Here is a 23758-nt window from a genome sequence, read left to right on the forward strand (position 1 = left end):
TTATTTCCCACCCATACCCCCAACTCAACGCCGTGGACGACCGTCACGACCAGGAAGAAATTTATTCCCAACGCATTAAAGCCGGCAAGCGCACGTACTTCTTCGACGTGAAAGCCACCCGCGGCCAGGATTACTACCTGACCATCACTGAAAGCAAGCGCCGCCAGAACGGCGACGACTCGGTTTCGTACGAAAAGCACAAGATTTTCCTCTACAAGGAGGATTTTCTCAAGTTCGTAGATGCCTTGCAGGACACCGTGGATTATGTGCGCGAGGAGCTGCTGACCCCCGAGGAAGTGGCCGAGCTCGACCGCCCCCGCGACTTCGACGACCGCGACCAGCCCCGCAACGGCAGCGACCAGCCCCGCCGCGAGCTCGACCGCCCCGCCTTCGACCCCAACCGGGCCGACGACAACTACTAGGTTGTAATGCTTAACGGTTAGCAGTTCATTTTTTGGCCACGCAAAACGGCGCAATCGGACTTTCGTCTGGTTGCGCCGTTTTGCGTGGCAGCAGGCCGTACCTTTGCGCCCGAATTGCCCCCAATTCATACTTGATAATTCATAATTTATAATTCCAAAAAATGGGCCTCCGCTGCGGTATCGTCGGCTTGCCGAACGTCGGTAAATCCACTCTGTTCAACGCGTTATCAAACGCCAAGGCCGAATCGGCCAACTACCCGTTCTGCACCATCGAGCCCAACGTGGGCGTCATCACCGTGCCCGACGAGCGGCTGCAGATTCTGGAAGCTCTCGTGAACCCCAAGCGCGTGCTGCCCACCATCATCGAGTTTGTCGACATCGCCGGCCTCGTAAAAGGAGCCAGCAAGGGCGAGGGCCTGGGCAATAAATTCCTGGCCAACATCCGCGAGGTCGATGCCATCATTCACGTGGTGCGCTGCTTCGACGACGCCAACATCGTGCACGTGGCTGGCGGCGTTGACCCCGTGTTCGACAAAGACGTGATTGATACCGAGCTGCAGCTCAAGGACCTGGAGAGCATCGATAAAAAGCTCGTGAAGTCGGAGCGCAGCGCCAAGGCCGGCGATGCCGTGGCCAAAAAGGAAGTAGTGGCGCTGCAGAAATTCAAGGCGGCCCTCGAAGGTGGCGCGAATGCCCGTGCCGTAGCCGCCACCGCCGACGACCTCGAAGCCATTGCCGACCTGCAACTGCTCACCGTGAAGCCCGTGATTTACGTGGCCAACGTGGACGAAGCCAGTATCGCCAGCAACGGCAACCACCACGTTGCCGCCCTGCGCGAGCACGTGAAGGCCGAAGGTGCCCAGGTAGTGCTGGTGTCGGCAGCCATCGAAGAGCAGATTGCGGACATGGAAGACCCCGAGGAAAAAGAAATGTTCCTGGGCGAGTACGGCCTCACCGAGTCGGGCCTGAACAAGCTCATCCGGGCCAGCTACGAGCTGCTGAACCTCATTACCTACTTCACCGCCGGCGTGCAGGAAGTACGCGCCTGGACCATCCACCGCGGCGACAAAGCACCTGCCGCGGCCGGCGTCATTCACTCCGATTTCGAGAAGGGCTTCATCCGCGCCGAGGTCATCAAGCTGCCCGATTACCAGGAGTACAAGACCGAAGTGAAAATCAAAGAGGCCGGTAAAATGGCTGTTGAAGGCAAGGAGTACGTGGTGCAGGACGGCGACATCATGCACTTCCGCTTCAACGTTTAGAAGCCGGATTTCACGGATTTTGAGGACGTTGCAAAGCAGCCACGCAGAAGTATCGTATTGAAAAAGGCGGTCATGCTGAGCTTGCCGAAGCATCTCTCCCGCAGCAGTAAACACAAGTAAAAAGATTGATTACGCGGTAGAGTTGATTCGACTATGCTCAGTATGACGTTCTAATTTGCTCAACTACTTGTGCACGAACACTTAATCTACAAAAAGGCTTGCCAATTGGGCAGGCCTTTTTGATTTGTATCACTCCCGCATCAGCGCTTTCCCAGGCAAGGGGTGGGGGCGCGTGCACTTTGCGGTGGTGGGTGGCCTGCTGGCAGGCGTAGCTTATCAGCGTGGTTTCCCCAAAGAAGCAGCCCGGCGCAGACCAGCCGGCAGCTGCGAAAGGCCGGCCTGCGCTTACTTTTGGCCCCGCCGGGACTGACGTAGCGACCTCCGTTCATCTGTCTATCCCTCAACAACTCTCGCTTATGCATCACCCGCTTCTTTGGCTCCGCGTTGCCGCTACGCTGGCGCTGGCTTCCTGTTCCGGGCAACTGGCAGCGGTGGCCGATAAAACCCCGGACCAGGTTCAGGCCGCCTACGTTGTTACCAAAGATGTGCCCTACGGTGCGGATAAGGAACAAACCCTGGACGTCTACTTATCAGCCGACGGCCCAAAGCGCCACGCTAAAAACTACACCGTGGTTTTCCTGCACGGCGGTGGCTATTACCTCAGCGACAAGGCCAAGGAAGAGCGGTACATTCAGCCCTATCTAAAAAAAGGAGTTACCGTCGTTAACCTCAACTACCGGCTCAAACGCGGCATCCCTGTAGCTACGGAAGACCTGACGCTGGCCCTTAACTTCCTGGCGGCCCACCACGATGCCTACCCCCTGAACCTGGCGCGGGTGGTGCTGACGGGCTTTTCGGCCGGTGCCCACATCGGCAGCCTGGTGGCCGTGACGGCCAACGACCCTACTTACCCGCACCCGCTCGCCCCGGGCATCCGCATCGCCGGCGTGGTCAATTTTTCCGGGCCGGTGGGCGGGCTCGACGTGGTGGAAGAGGTGTTCATGAACAACCCGGTACCCGTGATGAAGGAAATTGGCCTGGCGCTGTTCCCCGAAACCATCGGCTACGCCCCGAAGGAAACGACCCGGCGCTACGAGCCCCTGACCTATCTGGACCCGCGCGACCCGCCCTTTTTCATCTGGCACGGGGGCCAGGACGACCAGGTGCCGCCCGCCACCTTCACCCGGTTCGTGGACCAGCTTCAGCAGGACCGGCAAAAAAATACCGTCCTGTACGTGCCGGAAGGACGCCACAGCCCTTCTACCAAGGAACTGGAGGAGGCCTACAAGAAAATATTTGAGTTTCTAGATAAGCAGTAGGGTAGGGGCCTGCCAGATACCCTTATTCCAGCGTGCCTGCTTTGGGGGCCGGCCGCACCGTGGGGTAGGCAATGCCGAGCTGTTCCAGATAGGTTTTATACTTGGCCGGGTTGTAGTAAAACTTCCGCATCTGCGGCCGGTACTGGGCCATGATGCCCTGGTTGAGGGTGACGGCGGGTTGGTCGGTGGCCGACATTAGGGGGGTATACTTGGTGTCCTTGGTTTGCACGTCGTTGAAGTACGTCCAGGCATCCTTGATGATTTCGGGCTTCACCAGCAGGTCGAGCAGGGTGAGGGCCTCGGCTTTGGCCCCGGCCGTCACGCCCTTGTGGGCGATGGGCGTGGCCATGGCAATGGCGTTGGCCCAGTGGTGGCCGGGCAGGCCGGGAATGTTGGCCGGGTAGCTGAGCACCACGGTGGGCACGTTCCAGGAAATATCGCCAATGTCATCCGACCCACCGCCGATGGAGAACTTCTCCGGGCCCCGGAGTGAGTCGAGCTTGGTGGCCAGGCCGTCGATGGGCCGGTTGCGGCGGTCGGTTTTGGGGGCTTTCATCTCCACCTGGGCGGCGCGGGCCAGCACCTGGTCGGCGGCGCTCCACTGGGGGAGGCCCACGCGCTGGATGTTCTGGTACATGGCCTCGGCAATGGCCTTGTTCATGTGCACCGGCCAGGCGCTGCCCTGCACTTCGTGGGTAGTGGTGGTCTTCGTCATCAGGGTGGCACCCTCGGCCATCTTCAGGGCGTCGGCGTACATCTCCGTGATTTTGGGGTAGGTGCGCTCGCGCAGGTAGTACCACACCGTGGCTTTCGAGGGCACCACGTTGGGCTGGTCGCCCCCATCGGCGATGACGTAGTGCGAGCGCTGGGTGATTTCCATGTGCTCGCGGTGGAAGTTCCAGCCCACGTCCATCAGCTCTACCGCGTCGAGGGCGCTGCGGCCGCGCCAGGGTGCCGCAGCCGCGTGCGCAGCCTGCCCATCGAAGTTAAACTTGACGGAAATAAGGCCGTTGTTGCCGGAGTCGCCCCACGACACGCCCAGGTTGTCGCCCACGTGGGTGAAAATGCAGGCATCGACGTTCTTGAAGTAGCCATCGCGCACGAAATAGGCTTTGGCCCCTACCAGCTCCTCGGCCACTCCGGGCCAGAGCATGAGCGTGCCCGGCAGCTTCTCGCGCTCCATGATTTTCTTAAGTGCCAGCGCCGCCGTGATGTTGAGGGGCACGCCCGAATTGTGGCCCTCGCCGTGGCCCGGGGCCCCCTCGATGATGGGGTCGTGGTAGGCCACGCCCGGCTTTTGGGAGGCTTTGGGAATGCAGTCGATGTCGCTGCCAATGGCAATAACCGGCTTGCCCGAGCCCCAGGTGGCCGTCCAGGCCGTGGGCACGCCCGCAATGCCGGGCTTGATGACGAAGCCGTTTTTCTGGAGAATACCGGTGAGGTAGCGCGAAGTTTCCATTTCCTGAAAGCCCAGCTCCCCGAAGCTGAACACCATGTCCACCATCTGTTGGGTGGCCTTCTGCTGCTTATCGATTTCCCCGATGAGCTCCTGCTTCAGGGCTTCGAGCTTGGCGGGCGGCATGGTGGCCTGCGCCAGGGTGGGGCGGGGGGCCAGCGCCAACCCGGCCAGCAGCAGCAGTAAGTGCCCGGCGCGTCCTCCGTGCAGGCTCCGAAAATAAAGAGAAAGGGTACGAGGAGCACTCATGCGGCGGGAGGGAAGAAAATCGACTAATGAAACGCATTAGCGGCGTACCTGCGCAAAGCACACCAGCCATCCGAAACGGGGTACGGGCCGGCGTAAGGACGCGAGGAAGCGGGAAGATACACGCCGGCCACTGGACTGGAACTCGCCGGCGGTAAGTAGCTCGCGGGCCGCCATAACCAGGTGCTGATTCGCACTGGCGCGCTTGCCAGAACGATGCGCTCGCTCCGGCGTCACTACTTAAAATCCGCGCTGATTTGCGGGCTTATTCGTAGAATTTGCGCATCCGCTTGATGGTCGTCAGCACTATCCAGTCGCCCAGCTTGGGCAGCGTGTTGTGAATGAGTACGATGAGCCGGCCCAGGGCTGAAATGACCGTGCGTCGCCGCCGCTGCCGGATGTGGCGCACAATAATGGCAGCCACCTCGGTCTGCGACTTCTGCCAGCGGGGCGGGCGGTGCGCGATGGGCACTGGCTGGCCGGCGGCATCGAGCACGCGCTTTTCGGGGTCGTTCTGGGTGAAGCCGATGTGCACCACGCCGAAGTGCAGGCCGGTTTCGGCGAGCTCCAGGCGCAGGGTGTGGGCCAGGTTGGAGATGGCCGCTTTGCCGGCGCAATAGGCCGAGCCGCTGGGCATCCCATTAAGGGCCGAGATGGAGGAGATGAACGTGACGCTACCCCGACTGGCCCTCAGGTGTGGCAGGGCGGCCATCAGCGGATACACCGAGCCGTACACGTTGCTGTCGAGCACGCGGGCGAACACCTCGGGCTGCATGTCGGCAAAGTAGGCGCGCTGCGAAATGCTGGCGTTGGTTACCAGCACATCGAGCCGCCCGAACTGGCTGATGGCCGTGGCCACGAGACGCTCGCAGTCGGCGTAATCCGTCACGTCGGCCACGCAGGTGGCCACGGCGTGGCCGGCGGCGGCCAGGGCCTGGCGGGTATGCTCCAGTCGTTCGGGCTGGCGACCGTTGAGGACAACGGCCGCCCCGGCCTCGCACAGGGTGCGGGCCGTTTCGCGCCCAATGCCCGACTCCGAGCCCGTGACAATGGCCACCTGGCCGGCAAAGGCCCGGGCCCCGGCGGCCCGGGGTGGCGGCCCGGCTACTGGGGCAACCTTCGGCAACTCAGACATAGTTATTCGCTTGAAACCAGGCCAGCGCCTCGGTGGCGGCTTGGTCGATGGAAGTTTGGGGCAGGGCCAGTTCGGCGCGCGCCTTTTGGGCGGTGAAATAATGACCGTCGTTGGCCACGGCGGCCATGGCTGCGTTCAGCTGTGCGGGGTGGCCCGTCAGGTGGGCTTTTACGTCGCACAGCCTACCGTAGAGCCCGGCCAGCCCGGCCGAAATGGGCCAGCGCGGCGCGGCCACGCCCAGCACCCGGGCCAGCCGGATAAAAGCCTCGCGGTAGCTCAGGTTTTCGTGGCCGAGAATGTAGGATTCGCCCACCCGGCCCATGGTTAGGGCGTTGACGGTGGCGGTGGCCACGTCGCGCACGTGCACGTAGTTTTTGCCGCCGGGCGGGTAGCCGGGCAGGCGGCGGCGGTACAGCTCCAGCAGCAGGGCATTGGAGGTCGGTTTGGCATCGTCGGGGCCCAGCATGAAGGTGGGGTGCACTAACACGGCGGCCAGCTGCTCGCGGGCTACGGCGGCCAGCACGAGGTTGGTGGCGGCGCGTTTGCTGTCCATGTAGTCGAGGCCGTAGCGGGCTCCGGCGTAGGGGCGGGTTTCGTCGCCGGGGTTTTGCTTGGTGCCAAAGCCGAAAACGTTGGCCGTGCCCACGTACACCAGCCGGCCCACGGCTGCCCGCCGGGCTTCGTGCAGCACGGCCTCGGTGCCGCCCACGTTGGTGGCCCATAGGGCCGGGTCGCGGGCCGGGTTCACGCGGGCCAGGGCGGCGGCGTGGATGATGGCTGCGCAGCCCTCGGCCGCGCCCGCCAGCGCGCCGGGGGTGGTCAGGTCCGCCCAGTGATAGGTAATATCTGCATCAGCCGCGTTGAAAGGGGCAGGCGTGCCGGGGCGCAGCAGAGCGCGCACGGGTTGGCCGCGCCGCCGTAATTCGGCCACCAGGTGCCGGCCCAGGAAGCCGTTGGCCCCGGTTACGAGTACGGGTGCGGGCATCAGTAGCTATTGAGCATGGCCTTGTAGGTGCGCGCGATGCGAACAGGCGATGCCTTCAGAAAAAATAGCGAAAAGGCCGTGAGGTTGGCCACCTGCACCCGCAGCCAGGAGTTGGTTTCATACTTGCGGGCCGATACCGTGACGGCGTGCGGGGCAATGAAAAACCGCGCTACCCGCCGAATGCGCTGGATAATCTCGAAGTCCTCCATAATCACGAACTGCTCGTTGAAGCCGCCCAGCTGCGAGAACAGTGCCCGCGTGATGAACAAGGTCTGGTCGCCGCCCCGGCTCATGATGCCTTTGAAGCGCGTGCCGTAACTATTTATGCGCAGCAGCGGGTGCCGCGAGTCGAAACGGAAGCGGTAGCAGCCGGCGGCGTACCCATCGGCTACGGCCCGGCTAATGGTCGTTACAAAATCGGGATGCGGGCTCACGTCGGCGTGCATGAAGTAGAGCAGCTCGCCGGTGGCGTGGGCGGCACCGTAGTTCAGCTGGGCGGCGCGGCCGGGCTTGGGGGCCAGTAGCACGGTAGCGCCGGCCTGGCGGGCGGCTTCGGCGGTGCCGTCGGGGCTGTGGGCATCCACCACCAACACTTCGGCCTGGGGGGCGTAGCGGCGCAGCTCGGCTACAAGTCGGGTAATATTACCGGCTTCGTTGTAAGTAGGGATAATGACGCTAAAAGTCATGCAGAAGAAAAATAGGAAGCGCCTTTTTCAGGATACCCGCCCTACGTACGGAATTTGAGCGAAGCTCGGACGTGGCGGCTACCGCGCGGGAACCATCATTCCCGCCGACCTTTGCCGTTGGGGCTGCAAGTTAATGCCCGCCCGCTGCCCATGAAGCTATTTTTCGGTTTGCTCGCCGTCGTCGCGCTGCTGGCCCCGGCCGCTGCCCGCGCCCAGACGCCCCGCCCCGCTACGCCCGAAACCCGGCGCTACGCCATCGAGGTAGCGGGCCTGCGCGTGGGCACCATGACGGCCACCCGCCAGCCCCTGCCCGGCACCACCGACGTAGTATACTCCTGCACCAGCGACGTCAAAGTCACCATTCTCTTTTACCACCTCAAGGTGTATTACCAGGTAGTAAACCGCGTGCGGGCCGGCCAGCTGCTGGTTTCGGCCGTGGAGGCGCACACCAACCAGGGCGATTTCAGCTCCCGCACCGAGTGGAAGGGCGACCATTACGACATCCGCGCCGACCAGTACAAATACCACCACCAGGCTACCGAAAAAGAACCCATCACCTATACCGTGACGGACCTGTTTTTTGGCGAGCCGCAGAGCCGCTCCCGCGCCTACGCCGAGTATTTCGGCGATTTCTTCAGCGTGGCTAAAGCTGGGCCCGGTACTTACCGCGCCCGCCGCGACGGCCGCGAAGACGAGTACCAATACGCTAATGGCCAGCTCGTCACGCTCATCAAAAAGAACCCGATTAAGAATTTCATCATTCGGTACCTGCCGTGAGCGGCGTTGATGCAGGGATGCCAGTTGAGCATGACAGTTCTGAAGGAATCCTGAAAACAAGAAGGCCCGCTGCATCTGGTGCAGCGGGCCTTTTTAGTCAGTCAAAAAGCAAATTTTACTTACCTACTACCTTGTACAGCATGCCTTTTGGCAGCCTGTCAGTGGTACGCATGCCATTGAGGATGGCGAGCTCTTCATAGCGCTTCGAGGGAATACCGGCCGAAGCTAGGGCCGAAGCCAGCGTCTGGGTGCCGGTGGCGGTGCGGATGTGCACGTGCTCGGGCTGGCGATTGAGCTTGCTGGCCTCAGTTAGGCGGGCGTAGCCCTGGGCGGCCTGCTGAAACTGCGGCGCGTAGGCGCTGAACGAGGCCGGGGCCGCCAGCCCGACGAAGGCGAAGATGCTTTTGCCGTCCTGAATGAGCTGGGCCAGCACGTGGGCCGGGGTACTCTGCTGGTCCTGGGCCTGCTGGTCGCCCTCGAACACCAGGGCCGGGAAGCCGTTGATGGTGGTTTTCTGGGCCTGCGCGTTGGTGACGCCAATGGCCTTCGCCAGGCCCTGGGCAGCCTCGTCGAGCGAGCCGCCCGAAGCCCCCAGGAACACCAGCAGGGCCTTGCCGTTGGGCTCCTGCATCTGGAATTTATCGGGCGAGTTCTGCGACTTCCAGCCCGATGGGATGGGGAAGCGGAACTTCAAGTCGGGGTGATAGAACACGCTGTTCTCCACGAAGCCCTGGCGCGGGTCTTCGCCGAAGGTCAGGCCCTCAATCTGGCGCAGGTAGGAGTCGCGGTTCACGGCGAAAGTGCTGCGGCCGGCATTTTGCTTAGCCTGGGCGGCCAGCTGCTTCACGCGGGTGTAGCGGTCGGCCGAGTTGGGGTGGGTGCTAAGAAAGGTGGGAATGCTGCTGCCGCTCTGGGCTTCGGTGCGTTGCAGGGTCTGGAAGAAGTCGGCCATGTAGCTGGCGTCGTAGCCAATTTTAGTCGAATACTTTACGCCCAGGCCGTCGGCCTCGTTCTCGTCATCACGGCTATATTTCAGCATGTACAGCCCCACTCCCTGCTGCACCAGGCCGCCCACCGATTGCATCACGCGCGGGGCCAGCACCGAGCCCAGCAGCATGCCGATGCCGGCAATGGTGCTGTTGCGCTGTTGTTTCGCGCCATGCCGGGCAGTAATGTGGCCCAGCTCGTGGCCCAGCACGCCCGAAAACTGCGCTTCGTTGTTGAAGTAGGCCATGATGCCGCGCGTGAAATACACGTGGCCGTCGGGGGTGGCGAAGGCGTTGATAACGGGCGAGTCGACCACCGTGAAGCCGTAGTCACCGGGGCGGTCCGAAACGGCCGTCATGGCCTTGCCCCGGGCGGTGATGAGGCTTTGCAGCTTCGCGCTGTTGTAGAGGCCGAACTGGGCAATTACGGCCGGGTCGGGCTTGGCACCCTGAAGGGGGCGGGCAGCGGGCGTGGCCGGCGCGAGCGCAACGCGGCGGGCGGCCCAGTCGGTTACGCTCGAAGAGCCGGCCAATGGGGCCAGCAGGCAGACAACAGCACCAGCGCGCAGGCCTTGAAGAAGAGAAGAATTCATGAGAATAAATAAAGCGGAATTTGCCGGCGACGGGCCGGGAATGGGCTAGCAACGCAAGCCGGGCCGTAGCGGTTGCGCGGGCCGTGGTTGGTGCTGTTCAAACAGGGTCAATGCCATTTTCCTGCCAATATGAAATAGGTTTGTCGGATATTCACCCAAATCACCCCGGCGGGCGGCGAGCGTTGCCGGCCATTCACCCGCTATTACTGCATTTTCGATGATTATTACTCGTTGCTGGCCCGTGTTGCTGCCCACCATTTTACTGCTGCTGGGATGCAGTCGCCAGCCAATGGCCAGCTCGGCCAGCCGCTTTGCCGCTACGCCACCCACCATCGACGGCCAGCCCACCGACTGGGCCGACTCGCTGCGCTACGACCCCGCCAGCAAGCTCCAGTACCAGGTGCTGAACGACGGCCGCACGGTGTACCTGCGCCTGAAAGTGGCCGACCAAGCCACCCAAGCCCGTGTGCTGCGCCGGGGCCTCACTATTTGGCTCGATACCACGGGCCGCAACCAGCACCAGTTTGGCGTGCGCTACCCATTGGGTGGCGCGCCGCCCGTGAACCAGACTTCGGCCCCCGACCCCAATGCCTCGCTGGCCGACCGCCGGGCGCGCCGCACCCTGGCCCTGGCCGACCTGCGCGAAATGGAACTTCTTAACTACAAAGGCAGCAAAGAACCCACGCTTACCGACGCGCAGTCGGCTCTGGGCGTGAAAGCGGCCCTCGGTTTCAATGCTCAGGACGACCTGATTTATGAGCTGGCCGTGCCGCTGCGGCTGCTCTACCGCCGCCTGCCGGCCCTAAACCCCGGCCGGGCCGCGGTGGTGGGCGTGCTAGTAGCGGGCAACGTGCCCGGCGGGGGCGGCGTGGCCAGCCCCGACGGCAGCGTAGTGGGCAACCAGAACAACGTGGGCATGCGCGGCGGCTACGGGGGGCGCTACGGTGGCAGCAGCTACGGTGGCGGCTACGGCGGCATCGAGCTAAAAACCAGCGTGCAGCTCAGCGAGAAATAGCCAGTTGCGCCCCATCAGGTTAGCCACAAACAAAGCGCTGCTGGTTGTGCCGATGGTGGGGGCATCCGCGTACTCAACTCCGCTTTCCACTGTCAGCTGCCAGCCCCAGTTGGCGTGGCTACTTCCTCACCAATTTAATCAGGGAGCCGGCATTCACCTGCTCGTTCAACTGCATGCCATTGAGAATGGCTAGCTCTTCGAGGCGGTTTTCGGGCGTGCCCTGGGCTAAGAGTGCCTGGCGCAGGTTGCTGCGCAGCTTGAGCTTTTGGATGTGGATGCGCTCGGGCTGGCGGTTCAGCTTATCGGGCTCGGTGAGGCGGGCAAAGCCCTGGGCCACGTTGCTAAACTGCGGCGCGAAGGCCGGAAAATCAGCTGGCGCGGCCACTCCCATAAACGCGTAAAGCGACTTGCCATCCTGAATAATGTGGCCCAGTACCCGCACGCCAGCCACCTGTTGGCCGGTCTGGGGGTCTTGCTGCACCTGGTCGGCGGTGAAAACCAGGGCCGGAAACCCGTTGATGGTGGTGCGGCGCGAGTCGGTGGGCTGCAGGTTCAGCTGTTTGGCCACGGCCTGGGCGGCCTCTTCGGGCGTTGCCCCGGGGGCGGGCAGCAGCACGAGCAGGGCCTTGCCGGTGGGGTCGGCCATCTGGAATTGCGAGGGCGAGTTCTGCGACTTCCAGCCCGCCGGAATCGGGAAGCGAAACTTCAGCTCGGGGTGGTAAAACACGCTGTTTTCGACGAAGCCCTGCTTGGGGTCCTCCCCATACACTAGGCCGTCGATGAGGCGCAGGTACTGGTCGCGGTTCACGGCCAGCTTGGGGTTGCCATGCTTCTGCTGCCACTGGTCGGCCTCCTGGTGCACGGTCGCGTAGCGGTCGGCCGGGTTGGGATGGGTGCTCAGAAAGTCGGGAATGGCAGCCCCGCCTTTGGCTTCCTGCTCGCGGGCCAGGGTCTGGAAAAAATCGGCCATCTGGCTGGCGTCGTAGCCAATCTGCGACGAATAGTCCACGCCCAGCCCGTCGGCTTGGCTTTCATCGTCGCGGCCAAATTTCAGAAACAGCAGCTGCAAGCCCTGCGAAGCCTGTTGGCCAAACTGTGCCAGGCGGGGCGAGGCAATCATGGCCCCTATCAGCCCCACCTGTCCCAGAATGGAATTGGTTTGCTGCTTGGCCGAGTGGCGGGCCGTGATGTGGCCAATTTCGTGCCCCAGCACGCCGGCAAACTGCGCCTCGTTGTTGAAGTGGGCCATGATGCCGCGCGTGAAATACACGTAGCCGCCGGGAATGGCAAAGGCATTAATCACGGGCGTATCCACTACCCGAAACTGGTAGGTCAGCTCGGGCCGGTGCGATACGGCCCCCATCTGCTTGCCCTTTTCGTTGATAAAGGCCTGGATTTTTTTGTCCGGATAGAGGCCCATCTGAGCAATCACGGCCGGGTCCGATTCGGCCCCCATCGCCAATTCCTGGCCTTCCGACACGAGCATCACCTCTTTCTTGCCCGTCACCGGGTTCACGGCGCAACCCACCAGTACGCTAAGTAGAGCGGCCAGAGCGCCGCTTATTTGGAGAAGGGATTTTTTCATGGGTAGGCCCCTGCCCAGGCCAAACCAGCGGGCCAGAATTAGCCCAACCTTTGCCGGCCGCAAGCGGAATGCCTTAGCAAACGCAGCCCGGCGGCGCGGGTTACGGCCCGCATCGCTACTGCCGCGAGTTCATGTCCACGGCCTGGTAGCCGATGAGCAGGTCGGCGCGGGTGCCGGGCGGGCGGTAGTACACCAGCAGGTCGTACTGGTTTTCAGTTTCGTAGTGGGTGCCTTCGAAGTAGGTTTCGTTGGGGGCAGTGCCGCGTGCGCCGGCTACCGCGAAATCGTAGTTGTAGTAGCCCTGCTTTAGTAGCGCGTGGCCGGTGTAGAGCTGCTTGGCCTCGTCGTAAGTCATGCGAAACTCGTCCTTCAGTTGCCAGTCAGTGAGGGCCCCGAACACGTACACCGGGCCCGGCGCGGGCTGCGCGGCCTTCAGCTGGAAGGTGACGTCGGCGTAGTCGCCATTGGTCGCGCCGTTGCCGTACTCGCGGCTCTCAAACACGCGCCGGCCGTTGGCGTCGACGTACTGGTTGTAGGCCGTGCCATTGCGCGACACTTCGGGTTGCAGCAGCACGGTGGTTACGGGCGCGGCGCGCGGGTCTACGTGCAGTACGCCGATACCCACGCTCAGCAGCGAGCGAATGTCGAAGTAACGGTATTCGCTGAGGCCGGGAAAGGCGTTTTCGAAGTTAAAATACTGGTATTCGAGCCGGCGGTCGGCATCGCGCACGAAGGTGGGGCGCAGGCCGTAGCGGGCATTGTCCCACCGGAAGTTCTGGCGCAACACGGTTTTTACCTCTACGGCGGGGTTCACCAGCTCTACGCTGCCGTAGTTCACGGCGAAGTCAAGCTGTTGCAGCGTGAACCGCTCGGTGCCGCCAATCACAATGCCCGGCTTCAGGCTCACGTTCACGCGATTCTCATATACCAACAGCCGGCGCGACACCAGCGGCACGCCGGCCGCCGTTTGCACCACCCACAGGTAGTTGCCGCTCAGCTTCACCTGTGGCGCGCGCAGGCGGTAGTGGAAGTAGGGGGCCTTGGTGCCGGTGCCAATGCGGTAGTCGGTGACGGTAAACTCGTTTATCTCGTTCAGAAACTGCATATCCGTCAGTACCGAAGGCTGCCAGTCGAGGTCGCAATGAATGAGCTTGGCCGTGAAGCGCTGGCCCTGGTCGCCGAGCACGTCGAAATCCAGCGTGATGGCCGCCGACTGCCCCAGTGGCACTACCGGCGGGTTAAATACCTCATTGGGCTGGCCCGTGGCCACGTAGCACTGCACGCTGCGCACGTCGGGCGAGTAGGTGTAGTCCTGATAGCGCAGGGTTTTGTCGGCGTAGTATTCGGGCGGGCGCTGGGTACCCGGCGCGGCCGGCGTGGTGCTGGTGATGGGCGTGCCCAGCGGCACGCAAGCCGCCGCGAGCAGCAGGAGGGAGGCAAAGGGAAATCGGAAGCGCATGGGGCGAAAGTACGGCCGGCCCCGCCAGCCGGTGGGTCATTGCCTTACCACCACTTCCTGTTGCAACCGTTCCGTTCCCTATTTATGGGAGGGCGATACTGATATTCGCATCATTCAGCGCCTATTGGGGTAGGCCAGTAGTATGACTACTGCAATTCAACCCATACTTACCTAAGCGCCCGCTCAAATACGCCTGTTGACGACTTTGGCCAATAGAATATTGAACACCGTAATCTCGCCCAAATAGGTGCAGATTCACACTGCCGTACAGCAAGCTTTGACCACATTTCCGCGGCTTGCAGCTGCTCAAAATAGCGGCAGTTACTCAATTAAGTGCAGTTCAGGAAACTGGTTTCCCGCATTTGGCTCCGACGTTAATTGTCTTTATGAAACTGCTCTGTTATTTCCTTGACAATAATTCCAAACTTTCGAATAATGCTCCGGATAATAAGCGTTTTGCCATCGGGCATCAGGTACATGCATTGAGTCATATTGACATGTTTTACTAACCCTTTGTCGGCTACTTTCATCCGAAAACTCCAGGTGAAATAATTGCCGTACAATTCTCCATGTGCAATACCGACGACATCACTACCAGTCGCTTCCACATGGTGGGCGTCTATTATTTTTAATTTAAATGTGCGGTGAGTCGGCTTACTATTTTCGGAATGTAGGTCCTGCTCCATACTTAGAATCCCGTCGGCGTATACCCCCTCCGTTTTCGTGGTAATACGCTCAGTCGGTTTGCCACTCCGAGATTCCAGCACGCCAGTTGAATGCGTATGGCCGCCAAAAAAAACTAACGGGTCAAGAATTGGAGTGCTATTGCTGAAATTTTCGGGCTTTACAGAGGAGCAGCTTGCTAAAATAAAAAGACCTAAAAAGGCTGAAATGCCATTGTATTTCATGTTGTCGATTGAATACTTATTTTTTGATTATTAACGTGCACTGCTGAAACGAAAGAATATGCGCTAGACTGACGGGGCTACAGCACGAACGCACAACCCTCATTTGCCGCAATCCGGGTTTAACGGGTAAGCTTAGGCGTTTGTTATCAGCCCCTCTTCAATCCATGCCTTATAAATATTTCTCACCATTTTAATTTTAACATCAGTATCAAATTAAGTAGCCGCGCAAACGTAATTGTAGCAGAGAGAACGTCATGCTGAGCTTGTCGAAGCATCTCTACCGCAATGGCAATTATTTACTTACGCGGTAGAGATGCTTCGACTGCGCTCAGCATGACGTTCTCTCTGCTACAATTACTTATGCGCGACTATTCAACGTGGAGCCCTGTTTTTAGACAGAAGCAGTCCTAATATCCATTTTTGGTAAGTGAACAATGCTAGCGCTAATGCGGCAATAAAAAGGCCTCTCCCGAAGCATTGCTTTAGGAGAGGCCTCTTTATTGCCAGCTATTCGAAATTACACTTCTGCCAGCATTTCCCACCGGTCGTTCAACAGCGCCAATTCCTTTTTCACCTGCTCAAACTTCATCGTCGCGTCTTTCAGCTGCGCCGTGTTTTCGTAAATTTTGGGGTCGGCGAGCTGCTTTTCGTAGCCGGCTAATTCCTTTTCCAGCGTGTCAATTTTGGCTTCTACTTCGGCTAGTTCCTTCAGGGCTTTCTTCTGGTCGGGCGACGATGTTTTGGCCGGGGAGGCTTCAGATTTCTTCTCCTCCTTGGGCTGCGGTTTGCTGGCCGAGGGGCTGGGCAGGCCGGCTTTTTTGGCGGCCTTCTCCCGGTCCTCAATCCACGTTTCGTACTCGTTGTAGGTGCCAGGGTATTCCTTCAGCTGGAAATCCTCGATGTACCAGATTTTAGTGGCCACATTCTCCACGAAGAATCGGTCGTGACTAATCACGATAAAGGTACCCTGGTACTGCTCCAGCGCCTGAATCAGGATATTCACCGACACCATGTCGAGGTGGTTGGTCGGTTCGTCGAGCAGCAGGAAGTTGGCCTCGGAAATCAGGGTTTTGGCCAGGGCCACGCGGCTTTTCTCGCCGCCGCTCAGCACCTTGATTTTCTTGAATACCTCCTCGCCCGTGAACAGGAAAGAGCCCAGTACCGAGCGCAATTCAATGTCGTTGCGCTTCGAGCCGGCCTCGCTCATCTCCTGCAAAATCTCGTTGTCGAGCGTCAAACTCTCCAGCTGGTGCTGGGCGTAGAACGACATGATTACGTTGTGGCCCAGCTGGTGCTTGCCGTTGGTGGGGGCTTCGGTGCCCGCCACGAGGCGCATGAGCGTCGATTTGCCCTTGCCGTTGGCCCCGATGAGCGCGATTTTGTCGCCGCGCTCAATGTGCACGTTGGTGTCGCGGAAAATCAGCTTCTGGTCGTACTTCTTGGTCACGTGCTCCATGCGGAGGATGTGGCGGCCGGGCTCGACTTTGAAGGTAAACTTCATATTGATTTTAGCCGCGTCCTGGGCCACATCGTCGATGCGCTCCATCTTGTCGAGGGCCTTCACGCGGCTCTGGGCCTGCTTGGCTTTGCTGGCCTTGGCCTTGAAGCGCTCGATGAACTTCTCGGCCTGCCGAATCTGGGCCTGCTGGTTCTCAAAAGCGCCTTTCTGAATCAGGTTGCGCTCTACTTTCTCCTCCAGGTAGTAGCTGTAGTTGCCGGCGTAGGGCACCAGCTTGCCGCCAATCACCTCCACCGTGGTGTTGGTGGTGCGGTCGAGGAAGGCCCGGTCGTGGCTCACGATGATAACGGCCCCCTCGTAGTCGGCCAGGTAGTTCTCAATCCACTTGATACTGGGCAGGTCCAGGTGGTTGGTCGGTTCGTCGAGCAGCAGGAGTGAGGGCTGCTGGAGCAGGATTTTAGCCAGCATCACGCGCATGCGCCAGCCGCCCGAGAAGCTTTTCAGCGGCTTGGTCAGCTCCTCGGTCAGAAAGCCCAGGCCTTCCAGGATTTCCTCGGCGCGGGCCTGCATGGTGTAGCCGCCCAGCGCCTCAAACCGCTCTTGCATGGTGGCCAGCTTGTCGATGAGGTCGTCGGAATAATCGGTTTCGAAGAGCACCAGAATGTCATCGATTTTCTTCTGCAATTCCAGCGCCTCCTCAAATGCCTGCATGGCCACGTGCAGAATGCTTTCGTGGGTGTCGTAGCTCAGCAAATCCTGGTTCAGGAAGCCCAGGCTCACTTCCTTGCTCATCGAAATCGAGCCACCGTCGGCCTTGTACTCGCCCACCAGCAGGCGTAGCAGCGTCGATTTACCGGTGCCGTTGAGGCCGATAAGGCCGATTTTGTCCTTGGGCTTGATGTGCAGGCTGGCGTTGTCGTACAGCGCACGGGAGCCGAAGTGGAAGTCGAGGTCGGAAATGCTTATCATGGGGTCGCGGGGTATTCGGGTGCAAAGGTACGGCGTGGGGGTTGGGCTTGGTAGCGGGCCCCGGCCAGTTGGCCCATTTCAAAACCAAAATGCCCCATCGCTGGTATAACCCATGTTCCTACACGGGTTCGGTTTCATTCGTGCCTTTTTTTAATTACCCATTTCTGTTTTCATGACCATGTTTTCCATTCAGACCAAAGTGGCCGCGTCCCGCCGCCTGGCTCCCGCTGCCGTGTTCGGCCTGCTGCTGCTCGGTAGCTGTGCCAAAGACAAAGACCCCGAGGTAATGCCGGCCGTCCCCGCCGTTGTCACTTTCACCCAGGCTGGCCTCTACCCCGAAGGCGTGCAGTACGACGCGGCCAACAGCCGTTTCCTGGTCACTTCCCTCACCACCGGCCGCGTGGGCCAGGTGAAGGACGACGGCACCTACAGTACCGCTTTCCCCGACGACCCCAAGCTGGTGTCGGCCATTGGCCTGTACCTCGATGAAACCCGCAACCGCGTGCTGGCGGCCATTTCCGACCCCGGGGCCAACCCGGCCCGCTCCACCACCGCCACGCAGGGCAAGCTGGCCCGCCTGGCCATTTTCAACCGCAGCGCCCCCACCGCGGCTCCCACCATCGTGGAACTGGGTACCCTGCGCCCAAACCTGGCCCACTTCGCCAACGATGTCGCCATTGATGCCCAGGGCAACGCCTACGTCACCGATAGCTACTCCAACCTCATTTACAAAGTGGACGCCGTGACTAACGTGGCCACCGTGTTTCTGGAAGATGCGGCCCGCCTGGGCACCCCGGCCGCCGGCGCGTTCGGCTTCAACGGCATCGTGTTTCATCCGGACGGATACCTGCTGGTGGCCAAGTCAGACAACGGCGCCATCTATAAAGTGCCGCTGAGCAGCCCCAGCACCTACACCCAGGTAACCACCACCCAAAACCTGATGGCCGCCGATGGCCTGCTGCTGCAGGACAATAACACGCTGCAAGTGGTCAGCAACGCCCAGGCCAAGGTGTTTCGCCTGACCACTGCCAACAGCTTCGGGGCGGCCACGCTCTCCGGCACCTTCGCCACCAAGGCCGAATTCCCAACCACGCTGGCCCGCCGCGACGGCAACAGCTACGTGCTCTACGCCAACCTCGACGCGCTGTTTTCGGGCCGGATGCCGGCCGTTAGCCAGTACAGCATCAATCGGGTCAGTTTTCAGTAAGCCAATGTAGTGTTAGGTAGGCAGCAGTAACTCGGTATGGGCCCGGTCGGTTTGCTCCCAGACCATGACCTGAGTACTGTTGCCCGACTACCTGGACGAGTGCTCAAGCACGGAAAGTATTATTATAAGATAGTCACGCATAAGCAAGCGTATCGAACGAAACGTCATGCTGTTCGCCGTCGAAGCAGCTCTACCGCGTAAGTAAACAATTGCCATTGCGGTAAAGATGCTTCGACTACGCTCAGCATGACCGCCTTTTGCTACAGTTACGTTTGCGCCACTACTTAAAAATGGCCGTTTCCCATCAGGGAAGCGGCCATTTTTAATGAAGAACGAGAAGCAGTATCGGCGCGGTAAATAAATAGGACCCGGCTACGGTCATCCGTGGCCCCAGCCGGCTACCTTACTTGGGCAGCGGGGCCGTATCCTGGGCCTCGCTCAGTTTCTGGGCTAGTTTCTGGGGCACGCCCACGTTGTTGAACAGACCGCTGATGACGCCCTGCCGCCAGAGGGCGAACACCGAAAAGCGCGGCTCGCGGGTGCTTTTCATCTCGCCGGTCACCAGCTTGCCGCGCTTGCGTGGGTTCTGGTCCCGAATAACGATGACGTTGACGGCCTTTGAGATAACCCGCTTGAGGAGCGGTTTTTTGATTTCTTCATCTTTGTAGCCAAGTAGTTGCAGCTGCAGATTGGTGTACTCGGCCCACATGGTGCCGTTGGCCCCTTTGCGGTCGGCGTGCATGTCGAAGCGGATGCGCCGCACGTCGCCGCTTTTGAACTTGACCAACTTAGTGGGCACGGTCATCGAGTTGAGCATGGCGAACGGGCCGGGCCCGAACGCGCCCCAGATGCGGTGGCGGCCCAGCGGGTCGAGCAGATAAATCGACACCTGCGCATCGAGTCGGCACTGGTTCTGGAGGTAGGTGGATGCCCGGCCGGTGAGGGGCCGGGCGGGCGTCTGGTGCCGGCGGTCGTTGCTCAGGTTGCGGAACGTGCCGTTGAAGCGGTTGATGCTGATGGTGCCGACGATGGGCGTGAGCGGGCTGCGGTAAGTCGTGTACAGGTTGCCGTTCACGAGGTCGAGCCGGGGCACATCCACGATTACGGGGAGGTTGAGCATCTCCTCGGGCGAAATTTTGGAGCGGTTGGGGTTGATGGGTCCGCGGCCGTCGGAGGCGATGGTCACCACTGGGCTTTGCACGGTGACGCGCTTCAGCCGGAAGTTGCCGTGGTCGACCAAACCCTTGAAATCGAGCCCGGCTAGCGTCAATCGTGGCACTTTGATGGTGACGGCCGGGGCCTGGTAGCCCTTGTGCAGGTTCATTCCGACGGGCGAAAACCGGGGCTTCAGCAGCAGGTCGCTGAACCGCAGCAGGTGGGCGTCGGTATCGAGGTGCACCTGCTCGCTGCTGGCCCGGTAAAACGGCGGGTCGAATGGCGCGACCAGCTGGCCGGTGTTCAGCAGCCAGGCGCGGGCATAGGCAATGCGGCCCGGGTCGTTATTGGCCACCGAATCGATGCGAATGGATTTGCCCGTTGCGTTCAGGTCGTGCACATGAGGCGCGTGCCGCCAGCGGCCAATGCGCACTTCACCGTGGAGCACGCGCACCACGCCTAAATCGGAGCGCCGCAGCTGTTTCGAGAGCAGTTTCCAGAAGGGTGGGGGCGGCTGCACGGGGGGCGTAAAGCGCAGATTGGGCCGGTCTATCACTAGGCTCTGGGCTTTGAAGTGCTGCTTTTGCAAAGCCCTAGCATCGAGGCCGGCCAGCGTCAGGCTGGGCAGCGTCAGGTCGATGCGCACGCCGCCGGGCTGGCCCTGCCCCGGCGCGGGTGGTCGAATCCGCACCGATTGCAGGGTAAACGTGCCTTTCGACGTGGATAGATGCAGGCTGTCCAGGGCCAGCGCGTGTGCCGCCACCATGGCCTGGCTGCGGCCCAGAGCCACCTCCCAGGCTTTGGCGAAGAAGATGCGCCGGGCATCGGGCGCGTTCACCGAATCGAGATGAATGGCCGTGCCCGCCACTTCCAGGCCGTGGATAATGGGGTTGGCCGCCGCGCCCCGCACTTGCACGTCGCCGCCCCGCACGGCCAGGTGCGCCAGGTCGAGGCTTCGGAGATAATCGGTGGCGGACTTCGACTTTCCCGTCGAGCCGGGGGCCGGTAAACTGGCCACCACCCGCGGCTGCTCAATCAGCAGGGAATCGGCCCGGAAACGGTGCTGGTGCTGCAAAGCCGCCGCCCGCAGCCCCACGAGGCGCAGGCGCGGCAGCGTTAAATCAATTCGGGGCTGGTCGGCCTGGGCGGGCCCCAGCGGCTGCACGCGGCCGGAATCGAGTTGGATGCGCTGGTCGGCGGTTGAAATACTCAGCCCGGCCACGGCCAGTTGGTGGCCGGCGGCCTGGCCCTGGGCGTGCTGCAATTGCAAGTCCCAGCCGATGGCGTAGCCCAAACGCTGCGAATCGGCCGCGCCGGCCGGGCTGATAAGCAGGTTCTGCGCGCTTAAATCGGCGCGGCGAAACTGGGCCGTGGGCGGGGCCGACGTCCCGCCGGGGTGGTAGCTGGCCTGGGTGTGCAGCAGGCCGAAATAGCCAATATCCAGCCCTTTTAGCTTGAGCGGCAGCTGCTCGTGCAGGGGCTTGCCGGCGTTGCGGGTGGGTTTTTGCGCCAGCGCCAGCACCTCAATCCGGGCCGAGTCCAGCACCACGCTGTCGATGGGTACCACGCCTTTGCGCAGTAGTGCCAGCAGGCCAATACCCGTAATATCAATCTGTCGCACATCAGCGCGCACCCGGGGCAGCGTATCGGCCACCGTGGCGGCGGGGCGCAGGCGCAGGCCGCTGAGCCGGATGGCGCGCTGCCACAGGCTGGTGTGCAGCTCTCCTACTTGCAGGCGATACTGGCCGTGGGTTTGGGTGGTGACCTGCTTCTCGAGCTGCCGTCGCAGCCAGGGGTCGAGCAGGCGCTGCGCGACGAGGGTGAGTACTAATAAGGCCATTGCCCCGCCCAGCAGCCACCACCGCCAGTGCTTGCGGGTACGCGCCGAGGCTGGAAACGATGCAGAAGAAGTAGGGGAATTGGTTGGCGTTTCGGACACGGAATTCGGGTAAACTGGCTGGCTTAACGGTGAAAGCTACGGGTAGGGTTGTGCCCGGAGACTGCCATGTCGATGAAAGCCGGAAGTTTCCCGACCGCGGTGCGAAGTATCGGGCCGAGGCCGGGCAATTACCTGGATTCGTATTTTGCCCGCCACGATTACATTTGGTCCATGCAAGCACTATCTGATTCCGCCGCCGTGGGCGAGGCCCTGCTGGCCTCCTTTCGCCATAACTTTCGGCAGTACAAGGGCCTGGCCGACCGGGCCCTGGCCCAAATCAGCCCCGAAGAATGGCTGCACCAGCCCGCGCCGGGCAGCAATTCGGCGGCCGTCATCGTGCAGCACCTGGTGGGCAACCTGCGCTCGCGCTTCACCGATTTCCTGACCACCGATGGCGAAAAACCCACCCGCCAGCGCGACCAGGAATTCGAGGAGCCCGCCACGGCCGCCGGCACTCCGGCGCTGCAGGCCGCGTGGCCGGCCGCCTGGCAAATCCTGTTCGACGTGCTCGACGAGCTGCGGGCTGATGACCTGCTGCGCACCGTGCCCATCCGGGGCGAGGCGCACACGGTGCTGGAGGCCGTGCAGCGGCAGGTGGCGCACTACGCCTCGCACGTGGGGCAGCTGGTGCAGCTGGCCAAAATTATTCGGGGCGAGGCTTTTCAGTCGCTCAGCATCCCGCGCGGGCAGAGCCAGCAGTTCAATCAACGCATGACGGCAGGCAAATGAAAGAATTTTTTCAGCGTGAAACGGGCCACTGCATGGGCACCGACCCCAGAATTTCCGTACCAGCCGATATGCTCGCCATCACCTCCCTGCTCAGCGCTCCACACGTATCGCGCATCAACGCCGTCATCAAAAAACTGGAAGAAAAATTTGGCCTTGATGACGTGCAGGCCACCCTCGACCCGCACCTGACCTATCAGCTGGCCGGCGTTAAAAAACTCAGCTCCCTTAAAACGGCCCTGGCCAAAGTGGCGGCGGCCACCGCGCCTTTTCCGGCCTTCACCACCGGGCTGGGCGTGTTTCCGGGCGAGCGGCCGGTCATCTACATTCCCGTGCTGCGTTCCGATGCGCTTAATGCCCTGCACCGGCGCATCCTGGCCGCCACCGCGCCGCTGTGCCTGCGCACCGACAAGTTCAGCGGTCCCGACTGTTGGCTGCCGCACATCTCCCTGGCCCTGCACGACACCACTGCCGACCTGCTCGGCCCCGTCCTCGGCTATCTCAACCAGGAAACCTACAACCTCAAAATCACCATCGATAACCTCGCCATTCTACGGCAGGAAGGCAACCTTTTTGTGCAGGAAGACATCTTTCACATGAAGGAAAAAGTGCTGGGGTAGAGCGGGGCAATGGTAAGTAGTCCGCAAAAGTAACAGTAGCAAAAAAGGTCGTCATGCTGAGCGCAGTCGAAGCATCTCTACCGCTTCGTTGCATGGTCCTGGCGAAGCAGTAGAGATGCTTCGACAAGCTCAGCATGACGTTCCCGGTTTGTTCTATTTTACTCAACCCGGGCTGTTATCCAGCGACTGCCACAGGTACTTGCAGGCCAGCGAGCGGTAGGGCCGCCAGGGCTCGGCAATCGCCGTCATCCGCTTTTGCAGGGCGCGGCCGGTTTCGGGCAGGTTGTAGTGTCGGCGCATGGCGTTCTGCACGCCCAGGTCGCCTTCGGCAAATACGTCGGGCTGGTCGAGGGCGAATAGTTGCAGCATCTGGGCGGTCCAGCGGCCCACGCCTTTGATGGCGGTGAGGTGCTGGGTGAAGGCGTCTTCCGAAAGACTGGTGAGATGGGCGTAGTCGAGCAGGCCGCGCTCGTTGTACTCGGCAATGGCCTTCAGGTAGCCGGCTTTTTGGCGCGAGAGGCCGGCGGCGCGCAATTCGTCCTCGCTCAGGGCCAGCACTTCGCGCGGCTCGGGGTAGCCCTCGGGCGGAAACAGGCCTTGGAAGCGCTTCCAGATGGCGGCGGCGGCTTTGGTTGAAATCTGCTGGCTCACGATAGCGCGCAGCAGGGCCAGGTACAGGTCTTCGTGGGGCCGCGGGGGAATGGCGCGCCCGTTGGCGATGACGGCCCCCAGAATCGGGTCGGCGGCCGAAAGATGTGCAATGGCGGCTTGGTTGAGCATGGCGCGAAG

Annotated in this window: 19 protein-coding genes; 8 read left to right on the forward strand and 11 right to left on the reverse strand. The window is 61.4% G+C overall.

The window, feature by feature from the left end; genetic code table 11:
- The first annotated feature begins 32 nt into the window (after positions 1 to 32).
- The 3 genes from ABIB44_RS13870 to ABIB44_RS13880 all read left to right on the forward strand — a co-directional run bounded on the left by ABIB44_RS13870 (position 33) and on the right by ABIB44_RS13880 (position 3063).
- A complete protein-coding gene (locus tag ABIB44_RS13870; RefSeq protein WP_354585244.1) occupies positions 33 to 422 on the forward strand; it encodes a DUF3276 family protein in 390 nt (129 codons plus the stop codon).
- 161 nt (positions 423 to 583) lie between these two features.
- Positions 584 to 1684: a redox-regulated ATPase YchF gene (gene ychF / locus ABIB44_RS13875; RefSeq protein ID WP_354585245.1), complete on the forward strand. Its 1101-nt coding sequence runs from the start codon at positions 584 to 586 to the stop codon at positions 1682 to 1684.
- A 476-nt stretch (positions 1685 to 2160) separates the two neighbouring features.
- Entirely contained in the window at positions 2161 to 3063 is a 903-nt protein-coding gene (locus ABIB44_RS13880) for an alpha/beta fold hydrolase (RefSeq protein WP_354585246.1), read from the forward strand.
- A 22-nt stretch (positions 3064 to 3085) separates the two neighbouring features.
- Here the strand turns inward: ABIB44_RS13880 and ABIB44_RS13885 are convergent, their stop codons facing one another.
- The 4 genes from ABIB44_RS13885 to ABIB44_RS13900 form a co-directional block, all read right to left on the reverse strand.
- Positions 3086 to 4645, reverse strand: coding sequence for a peptidase dimerization domain-containing protein (locus ABIB44_RS13885; protein WP_354585343.1), 1560 nt, complete (start codon positions 4643 to 4645; stop codon positions 3086 to 3088).
- 385 nt (positions 4646 to 5030) lie between these two features.
- Positions 5031 to 5900 (reverse strand): SDR family oxidoreductase, encoded by an 870-nt coding sequence (locus tag ABIB44_RS13890; protein WP_354585247.1) that lies wholly within the window; start codon positions 5898 to 5900, stop codon positions 5031 to 5033.
- Positions 5893 to 6885: an NAD-dependent epimerase/dehydratase family protein gene (locus tag ABIB44_RS13895; RefSeq protein ID WP_354585248.1), complete on the reverse strand. Its 993-nt coding sequence runs from the start codon at positions 6883 to 6885 to the stop codon at positions 5893 to 5895. The genes ABIB44_RS13890 and ABIB44_RS13895 overlap by 8 nt, the downstream gene beginning before the upstream one ends.
- Complete coding sequence (locus ABIB44_RS13900; protein WP_354585249.1) at positions 6885 to 7571, reverse strand: TIGR04283 family arsenosugar biosynthesis glycosyltransferase; 687 nt, start codon at positions 7569 to 7571, stop codon at positions 6885 to 6887. The genes ABIB44_RS13895 and ABIB44_RS13900 overlap by 1 nt, the downstream gene beginning before the upstream one ends.
- A gap of 150 nt (positions 7572 to 7721) precedes the next feature.
- On the opposite strand from ABIB44_RS13900, the gene ABIB44_RS13905 reads away from it, so the two are divergent.
- Entirely contained in the window at positions 7722 to 8348 is a 627-nt protein-coding gene (locus ABIB44_RS13905; protein WP_354585250.1) for a DUF6134 family protein, read from the forward strand.
- 115 nt (positions 8349 to 8463) lie between these two features.
- On the opposite strand, the gene ABIB44_RS13910 is transcribed toward ABIB44_RS13905, so the two are convergent.
- Positions 8464 to 9927, reverse strand: coding sequence for a M48 family metalloprotease (locus ABIB44_RS13910; protein ID WP_354585251.1), 1464 nt, complete (start codon positions 9925 to 9927; stop codon positions 8464 to 8466).
- A 217-nt stretch (positions 9928 to 10144) separates the two neighbouring features.
- Between ABIB44_RS13910 and ABIB44_RS13915 the strand changes: the two genes are divergently transcribed.
- Positions 10145 to 10942: a hypothetical protein gene (locus ABIB44_RS13915; protein ID WP_354585252.1), complete on the forward strand. Its 798-nt coding sequence runs from the start codon at positions 10145 to 10147 to the stop codon at positions 10940 to 10942.
- A 118-nt stretch (positions 10943 to 11060) separates the two neighbouring features.
- Here the strand turns inward: ABIB44_RS13915 and ABIB44_RS13920 are convergent, their stop codons facing one another.
- The 4 genes from ABIB44_RS13920 to ABIB44_RS13935 all read right to left on the reverse strand — a co-directional run bounded on the left by ABIB44_RS13920 (position 11061) and on the right by ABIB44_RS13935 (position 17322).
- Positions 11061 to 12527 carry a M48 family metalloprotease gene (locus ABIB44_RS13920; protein WP_354585253.1) on the reverse strand — a complete coding sequence of 489 codons (1467 nt, stop codon included), beginning with the start codon at positions 12525 to 12527 and terminating at the stop codon, positions 11061 to 11063.
- 115 nt (positions 12528 to 12642) lie between these two features.
- The gene (locus tag ABIB44_RS13925) at positions 12643 to 13986 is read right to left on the reverse strand and encodes a type IX secretion system plug protein (protein ID WP_354585254.1); all 1344 of its coding nucleotides are present in this window, start codon (positions 13984 to 13986) and stop codon (positions 12643 to 12645) included.
- A 374-nt stretch (positions 13987 to 14360) separates the two neighbouring features.
- Positions 14361 to 14894, reverse strand: a complete 534-nt coding sequence (locus ABIB44_RS13930; RefSeq protein ID WP_354585255.1) for a DUF3833 family protein — start codon at positions 14892 to 14894, stop codon at positions 14361 to 14363.
- 517 nt (positions 14895 to 15411) lie between these two features.
- A complete protein-coding gene (locus ABIB44_RS13935; protein ID WP_354585256.1) occupies positions 15412 to 17322 on the reverse strand; it encodes an ABC-F family ATP-binding cassette domain-containing protein in 1911 nt (636 codons plus the stop codon).
- Between the two features lie 172 nt (positions 17323 to 17494).
- Between ABIB44_RS13935 and ABIB44_RS13940 the strand changes: the two genes are divergently transcribed.
- Positions 17495 to 18529 (forward strand): hypothetical protein, encoded by a 1035-nt coding sequence (locus ABIB44_RS13940; RefSeq protein ID WP_354585257.1) that lies wholly within the window; start codon positions 17495 to 17497, stop codon positions 18527 to 18529.
- Positions 18530 to 18932: 403 nt separating this feature from the next.
- On the opposite strand, the gene ABIB44_RS13945 is transcribed toward ABIB44_RS13940, so the two are convergent.
- Positions 18933 to 21623 carry a hypothetical protein gene (locus ABIB44_RS13945; RefSeq protein WP_354585258.1) on the reverse strand — a complete coding sequence of 897 codons (2691 nt, stop codon included), beginning with the start codon at positions 21621 to 21623 and terminating at the stop codon, positions 18933 to 18935.
- Between the two features lie 171 nt (positions 21624 to 21794).
- Between ABIB44_RS13945 and ABIB44_RS13950 the strand changes: the two genes are divergently transcribed.
- A complete protein-coding gene (locus ABIB44_RS13950; protein ID WP_354585259.1) occupies positions 21795 to 22352 on the forward strand; it encodes a DUF1572 family protein in 558 nt (185 codons plus the stop codon).
- A complete protein-coding gene (locus tag ABIB44_RS13955) occupies positions 22349 to 22969 on the forward strand; it encodes a 2'-5' RNA ligase family protein (RefSeq protein ID WP_354585260.1) in 621 nt (206 codons plus the stop codon). The genes ABIB44_RS13950 and ABIB44_RS13955 overlap by 4 nt, the downstream gene beginning before the upstream one ends.
- A 162-nt stretch (positions 22970 to 23131) precedes the next feature.
- Here the strand turns inward: ABIB44_RS13955 and ABIB44_RS13960 are convergent, their stop codons facing one another.
- Positions 23132 to 23749 carry a DNA-3-methyladenine glycosylase family protein gene (locus tag ABIB44_RS13960; protein ID WP_354585261.1) on the reverse strand — a complete coding sequence of 206 codons (618 nt, stop codon included), beginning with the start codon at positions 23747 to 23749 and terminating at the stop codon, positions 23132 to 23134.
- Between the last annotated feature and the right edge of the window lie 9 nt (positions 23750 to 23758).

The sequence above is a fragment of the Hymenobacter sp. UYCo722 genome (assembly GCF_040547115.1).
In the GTDB taxonomy this organism is placed as follows: domain Bacteria; phylum Bacteroidota; class Bacteroidia; order Cytophagales; family Hymenobacteraceae; genus Hymenobacter.